The organism is Candidatus Clostridium eludens (assembly GCF_045310515.1).
In the GTDB taxonomy this organism is placed as follows: domain Bacteria; phylum Bacillota; class Clostridia; order Clostridiales; family Clostridiaceae; genus Clostridium_B; species Clostridium_B eludens.
Genome location: NZ_JBJHZX010000005.1, coordinates 180,622 through 187,230 on the forward strand (window position 1 = coordinate 180,622; position 6,609 = coordinate 187,230).

General features: G+C 31.1%; 5 protein-coding genes. 1 reads left to right on the forward strand and 4 read right to left on the reverse strand.

Features of this window, described 5'->3' with window-relative positions:
* The first annotated feature begins 75 nt into the window (after positions 1–75).
* Positions 76–1,644: an HAL/PAL/TAL family ammonia-lyase gene (locus tag ACJDU8_RS05250; protein WP_406791101.1), complete on the forward strand. Its 1,569-nt coding sequence runs from the start codon at positions 76–78 to the stop codon at positions 1,642–1,644.
* 35 nt (positions 1,645–1,679) lie between these two features.
* Here the strand turns inward: ACJDU8_RS05250 and ACJDU8_RS05255 are convergent, their stop codons facing one another.
* From ACJDU8_RS05255 to ACJDU8_RS05270, 4 genes are all read right to left on the reverse strand, one after another.
* Positions 1,680–2,636 (reverse strand): 3-hydroxyacyl-CoA dehydrogenase family protein, encoded by a 957-nt coding sequence (locus ACJDU8_RS05255; RefSeq protein WP_406791102.1) that lies wholly within the window; start codon positions 2,634–2,636, stop codon positions 1,680–1,682.
* 105 nt (positions 2,637–2,741) lie between these two features.
* Entirely contained in the window at positions 2,742–4,331 is a 1,590-nt protein-coding gene (locus ACJDU8_RS05260; RefSeq protein ID WP_406791103.1) for an ABC transporter permease/substrate-binding protein, read from the reverse strand.
* Complete coding sequence (locus ACJDU8_RS05265; protein WP_406791112.1) at positions 4,331–5,458, reverse strand: betaine/proline/choline family ABC transporter ATP-binding protein; 1,128 nt, start codon at positions 5,456–5,458, stop codon at positions 4,331–4,333. Before ACJDU8_RS05265 ends, ACJDU8_RS05260 begins: the two co-directional genes overlap by 1 nt.
* Before the next feature lie 190 nt (positions 5,459–5,648).
* Positions 5,649–6,269, reverse strand: a complete 621-nt coding sequence (locus ACJDU8_RS05270) for a GntR family transcriptional regulator (RefSeq protein WP_406791104.1) — start codon at positions 6,267–6,269, stop codon at positions 5,649–5,651.
* Between the last annotated feature and the right edge of the window lie 340 nt (positions 6,270–6,609).

Sequence of the window (6,609 nt, forward strand, 5' to 3'; positions counted from 1 at the left end):
TTTAAAAAACACGCAGAAATCCTACGTGTTTTTTATGCTCATCAAGTGATTATTAGGTTCAGTAGGAGGATATTTATGAGCAATAAATTAATCGATCTTTGTGCAGCAAATAGAATAAACAAAATAAATCTTGGAGAGAAAGATATTACATTAAATGAATTTATTGCAGTAGTACGATATGGTGCAAAGGTTTATTTATCAAGTGACTATACTTCCAGAGTTAAAAATTCAAGAAAATTAATAGAAAAATTTATAAGAGAGAAGCGGATCATTTATGGAGTTACCACTGGTTTTGGATATAACCATACTAAAATTATAGATGAAGACCATGCAGAAAAACTTCAAAAAAATATTCTTCTTTCCCATGCATGTTCTGTAGGAGAACCTTTAGAACCAGAGACAGTAAGAGGAATTTTACTTATGATGCTTTTAAATCTAGGCCAGGGCTATTCTGGGGTAAAAATTGAGACCCTGCAATTTATATGTGAACTCTTAAATAAAAATATTATTCCCTTTGCACCGTCCCATGGTTCCGTCGGATATCTGTCACCAGAAGCTCATATTAGTTTAATAATCATAGGTAAAGGAAAGGCTTGGTATAAAGGAACCCTTATTTCAGCAGATGAAGCGCTACAAAAGGCTCAAATAAAAGCCCCTAAGTTAGGATATAAAGAAGGCTTAAGTTTAATATCTGGAACAACATCTGTAACTGCCATGGCAGCTATTGCCATATATGATTCAATAAAATCTGCAATTAATCTTGATATTGCAGGTGCCATGTCTTTAGAAACTTTGAAAGGCACACTTCATGCTTTTCATCCTGGCATTCAAAGGGTTAGACGCCACAGTGAGCAGAAAAGTACTGCTAATAATATAAGTAAAATATTAAAAAACAGTGAAATAGCAGAAAAATATATAAATTATAGACTTCAAGATGCCCTATCCTTAAGATGTATACCGCAACTTCATGGTGCTGCTAAAAAAACTCTTAAAGATGCCTACATTACTATTATGAATGAAATGAATTCATGCTGCGACAATCCAATAATATATCCCACAGGCAATAAAGATGGAGAAGCCCTCATAGGATGTAATGCCGATGGTGCCTATGTGGGAATTGAAGCTGATTCTATATGTATTGCAGATGTTAATCTTGGTAAAATGTCTGAACGGAGAATCCAGAGACTTCTAAATGAAAATGAAAGCGGCTTACCCGCATTTTTAATACAAAATCCTGGATTAAATAGCGGGCTTATGATTACCCAATATGCCGCAGCAGGAATTCTCGGAGAAATGAGAATTTTAGCTAGTCCAGCTACAATTGATAATGTTCCTACATGTGCTAATCAAGAAGATTATGTAAGCATGGGATATAATGCATCTAAAAAAGCTTTACACATATCACAGCTTCTTGAAAATATAATTGCATTAGAAGTTATTGCTTCATCACAGGGTATAAAATTTTTATATCCACTAAAGCCATCACCTGCAACATCCAAAGTTTACAGCGAAATAAGAAAAATAATGCCTGAAATTTCCGAAGATATTTTTGTTTATCCTTATATTGAAGAAGTAAAAAAACTTATACATGAAGGAGTATTGATAAAATGTATTGAAGAAGAAATAGGGCCTCTGGAATTTTAAAATATTATTTGTAAATAAAAACTCTCCTTGATTTTTTATTTACTTCTAGTTGCCTTATTTTTTTCATCTTTTTCTAAAAACTTCATAAGCAATTGAACTCTTTCATTTTGTTTCTTCTCCAAAAATTCAGGTGTCCAATTGTAAAAACCCTTTCCTGTTTTACTGCCTAAGTTACCACTATCAACTTTGCTTTTCAAAAGCTTAGAAGACTCAGTGTAATTACAAAGATCTTTAAATAGATAGGAGGATATATTATTAAATATATCAAGACCGCCTAAATCTGCACTGCATAAGGGTCCTGTAATTGGTAATCTCCTTCCATGCCCATATTCTATAGCCTTATCCACCTCTTCTGCTGTTGCAAATCCCTGTTCAACTATATATAGTGCCTCTCTAAGCAATGCAAGTTGAAGCCTATTGCCTATAAATCCCAGGCATTCTTTTTCCATCCTAACACCTGTTTTACCTATAACCTGAACCCATTCCATAGTAACATCCGCTGTTTCAGAAGATGTATGTTTTCCAGGTACTACTTCTACTAAGGGAATAAATTGAGGCGGATTCCAAAAGTGAGCGATTACCACTCTCTCTGGGTGCTTCGTATTTGCCGCTATATCTGTAGGACTAAGTCCTGAAGTATTAGAAGCTAAAATAACCTCTGGGGAACATATTTTGTCTAGCTTAGAAAATACTTTTTGCTTGATTTCTAAATCTTCAGCTATACACTCTATTACAAAATCAGCACCTTTTGCTGCTTCTTCAATAGTCTTCACAGCTTTAATTCTACTCAATATTTTTTGCGAAGCATGTTCATCTATTTTTCCACTTTCCTCAACTCTCTGTAGATTAGCCTTTATACCCTTAAACCCTCTTTCTAAACTGGCGTCAGATCTTCCAAACATATTTACATTTAACCCACTTTCTGCACAAAGATACGCTATCCCATTTCCCATGGTACCAGTACCCAGTACAGCTATATTTTTTATATCCATGCTACCTCCTAAATCTTATATTTATAATATAATTTTTATTTATACGTCATATTATAAATCATTTTCTATATTTTGCAAAATTCAACTTGCTGAAGATAAAGAAATTCATTTTATTAAGCCCTTACTTCTTAAGAAATCCTCCGCAACTACTTTAGGATCTTCACCATTATCCACTCTATAATTCATTTCTCTCATATCATCATCTGTAATCTTTCCTTCCAGACTCAAAAGTAAAGGTTTGATTTTTGGGTATTTTTCTAATACATCTTCTCTTACTAGAGGAACTGCATAATAAGGGGGGAAAAAGTTTTTATCATCTTTAAGAAGCTTCAAATCAAATTTTTTAAGCAATCCATCTGTAGAGAAAGCATCTGTTACTTGAGTTTCATCATTTTCAAGAGAAGAATATCTAAGTCCTCCATCTAAACCTTTTACAGTTTTAAAGTTTAATCCATATAATTTTTGAAGCCCAGGGTATCCATCAGCTCTATTTGCAAACTCCATAGTACATCCTAGATTTATATTATTACTTATTTTGGTCAAATCTGATATGGTATTTATATTATATTTATTTGACAATTCTTTTTTCACAGCCAGTACATAAGTATTATTAAACCCTAAAGGTTTAAGCCACTGCATACCATAATTTTTCTTGAAATAATCTTCTACTATATCATAAACCTGATCTGCATCGCTTATAGATTCTCGTTTCATTATATTTACAAGACCTGTACCTGTATATTCTACATATAAATCTATATCACCAGACTTCATGGCATTAAAAACCACACTGCTGCCTCCTAGGTTTAACTTTCTATCTACTTTATAATCCGTATTATACTCTATCAAAGAAGAAATCATATTTCCAAGCACCAGTTGTTCATTAAAGTTTTTTGAACCAACTACTATAGTTTTTTTGTTTAATCCATTATATGTGGTAGATACGACAATACCCAGTATTATTAAGCCCACTACTGCCAAAACAGGTTTTTTATTCTTTAATACCTTAGCAATACTCTTATTTGTTCTTTTCTTAGATTTTTTATGTGAAATTTTTATACCTTTAGGAGTTACGATATCTTCAATCTTTCCTATAATAAAATCGAAAAATATAGCTAGAAAACATGCAGGAATTGCCCCTGCCAAAATCATGTTATTGTTAACAGTTTGTACACCTGAAAATACCAGATATCCTAGTCCTCCTGCTCCCACAAAAGCGGCAATAGTCATAAGACCTACTGCGGTAACCGCAGATATTCTTATACCAGACATTATAATTGGCATTGCCAGGGGAAATCTAACTTTTAGTAAAATCTGAGATTTAGTAAGTCCTAACCCTTCTGCTGCTTCAATTATGGCTCCATTTATATTAGTAAGTCCCGTAAAAGTATTCTTTATTATTGGAAGTAAAGAATATAGAACTACCATGGCAATTGCCGGCTTACTGCCTATGCCTAGAATTGGAATTAAAAAGCCTAGCAAAGCTAAACTAGGTATGGATTGTATAATATTTGCCAGTCCAATTACTACAGTAGAAAGTCTTCTTGTCCTTATTATAAACATCCCCAGAGGAATTCCTATTATTACAGATATTAAAACTGCAAACATAGTCAATTCTATATGTTCTATAAACAGATGATATATTTGCAATCTTCTGTCTATTACAAATTGAAAAAAATTATTTATTGTATTCATCAAGCATCCACATCCTTATTAATAAACTGATTACTCATCACTGATAAAAGACTACTTCTGGTAATAAGTCCTACTAAAGTTGATTCATTATCTATGACAGGAATATATCCATTGTTACCATACTCCATTTTTTCCAAGGCATTCACTATAGAATCCTCGAAATTTACTGTTATCACATTTGTTTCCATGATTTCTTTCAACCTTTTGTTTTTATCAATATTAAGTCTAATTTTCTTTAAAGTAACAAGTCCCATTAGATTATTATTCTCATTTACAATAAGCAAACTATCTACATGATTTGATTTCATTATTTCAATTGCCTGAACCACTGTCCTTTCACCACTTGATTTTATTGGATTTTTTATCATTATATCTTTTGCCTTAATTAGCTCTGGCTGATTCCATATTCTATTTTCTCCAATAAACTCCCTTACAAAATCATTAGAAGGATTTTTTAGTATTTCTTCTGGTGTATCAAATTGTAGTACACTTCCATTTCCCATAATACATATACGATCAGCCAATTTTAATGCTTCATCCATATCATGAGTCACAAAGACAATAGTTTTTTTGAAATTTTGTTGAATGTTAAATATTTCGTCTTGAAGTTGATTTCTCGTTATTGGATCTAATGCATTAAATGGCTCGTCCATTAATATTATTTCTGGGTTCATAACTAAAGCCCTTACTATACCAACCCTTTGCTGCTGTCCACCACTTAATTCATTGGGATACTTGTCCATATATTCTCTAGGGGACATACCCACCAAAGTTAACAATTCCTCAATTCTTTCTGTAATCTTTTTATTATCCATTTTTTCAATATTAGGTATTAAAGATATATTTTCAGCTACAGTCATGTGAGGAAAAAGGCCTGTTTGTTGTATTACATATCCTATGTTTCTCCTAAGTTTAATGGTATCTTCCTTTTCAAGTCTATTTCCATTTATAAAAATTTGGCCTGAAGTTGGAGTTATTAATTTATTTATCATCTTTAAGGTAGTAGTTTTTCCACAACCACTAGGACCAATAAAAATAACTAATTCTCCCCTATTTACATTTAGACTTATATTGTTAATAATACACTTGTTATTTATATTTTTACTTACATTTTTAAATTCTATCAACATAATCCCTCCTTTTTTAAAATAGTGACAACTTCAATTTATCACAAAGTTGTCACTTTGTAAAGAGAACTCCCATTTATCCTATACTTTTGAAAGTTTTAAATTTAGATTAACTGCAAAAAAATAAAAAACATAGATTCCCATAAATAAAATCTATGTCCTGATTTACATCTGATTAATTATCCATTTTTTAATAAATAAATTTCTTAATTTTATAGTAGCTAGCCTCATCACCTATTGCTATGAAAACATCACCTTCTTCAAATACAGCATAAGGGCCTGGAGAAATTATTAAATTTCCATTTCTTCTTATACCTATTATAGTAGCACTTGTATTCTGCCAGAATTTACATTCTGATATAGTTTTACCAACAATATTAAATCCCTTACATATTTTAAATTCAAAAGGTATGAAAGAATTAGTACTAATAAATCTATTTGAGTAATCTATAAGTTCATTAAGCACTGCTTCAATTTTTTTATCTATTATACTTTTTTCATTTAATAACTCTACTACTTCCTTTTTTAAGAAATTCATAGAATCTATATTTTTAAATTTACCTATAAATTTCAGACAATTGTCTACAGATTTAACAATAATTCCACTTCCCTTTGTGACTTCCACAATATCCATATCATTTAAAAGAATCATTGCCCGCCTAATAGTTTCAGGAGAAACATTATAATGACTTGCAAGAGAAGACCTCCCATAAAGTTTATCGCCTATGGAAAAATCCCCTGTTACTATTCTATTGGCTATATCTATTGCTATTTTTTGATACACAGGTTTCATAACATATTGTGATGACATTTTAGATTTACTCTAAGATATATTTAATCCTAAAGTATTTCCTCCTTTCAGATACATTGTTTTACAAACATTTATAACAATTACATTATTTTTAAAAGTAACTATAAAATATTAAAAATCCCTTAAAATATATATAAATTAATAATAATTTTACTAAGCCACTAATTAGTATAGATTATTCTTCAAGTTATGTAAATAATAATTTAACAACTTTATTAATTTATCAAGTGATTCTTAGGTTCAGGTGGAGTTTGCTCATGAGGAATACTTTTCTCCATCTGAACCTTATTAACAGTATTCTTAGTGTCTTTAGCACTTAGAATACGTTATCCTTTAGGGG

What these genes read in the sequence shown, in the direction of transcription:
- ACJDU8_RS05270 (WP_406791104.1), bottom strand. Translation starts at nt 6,269, where the DNA reads ATGTCATCACAATATGTTATGAAACCTGTGTATCAAAAAATAGCAATA.
- ACJDU8_RS05255 (WP_406791102.1), bottom strand. Translation starts at nt 2,636, where the DNA reads ATGGATATAAAAAATATAGCTGTACTGGGTACTGGTACCATGGGAAAT.
- ACJDU8_RS05260 (WP_406791103.1), bottom strand. Translation starts at nt 4,331, where the DNA reads ATGAATACAATAAATAATTTTTTTCAATTTGTAATAGACAGAAGATTG.
- ACJDU8_RS05250 (WP_406791101.1), top strand. Translation starts at nt 76, where the DNA reads ATGAGCAATAAATTAATCGATCTTTGTGCAGCAAATAGAATAAACAAA.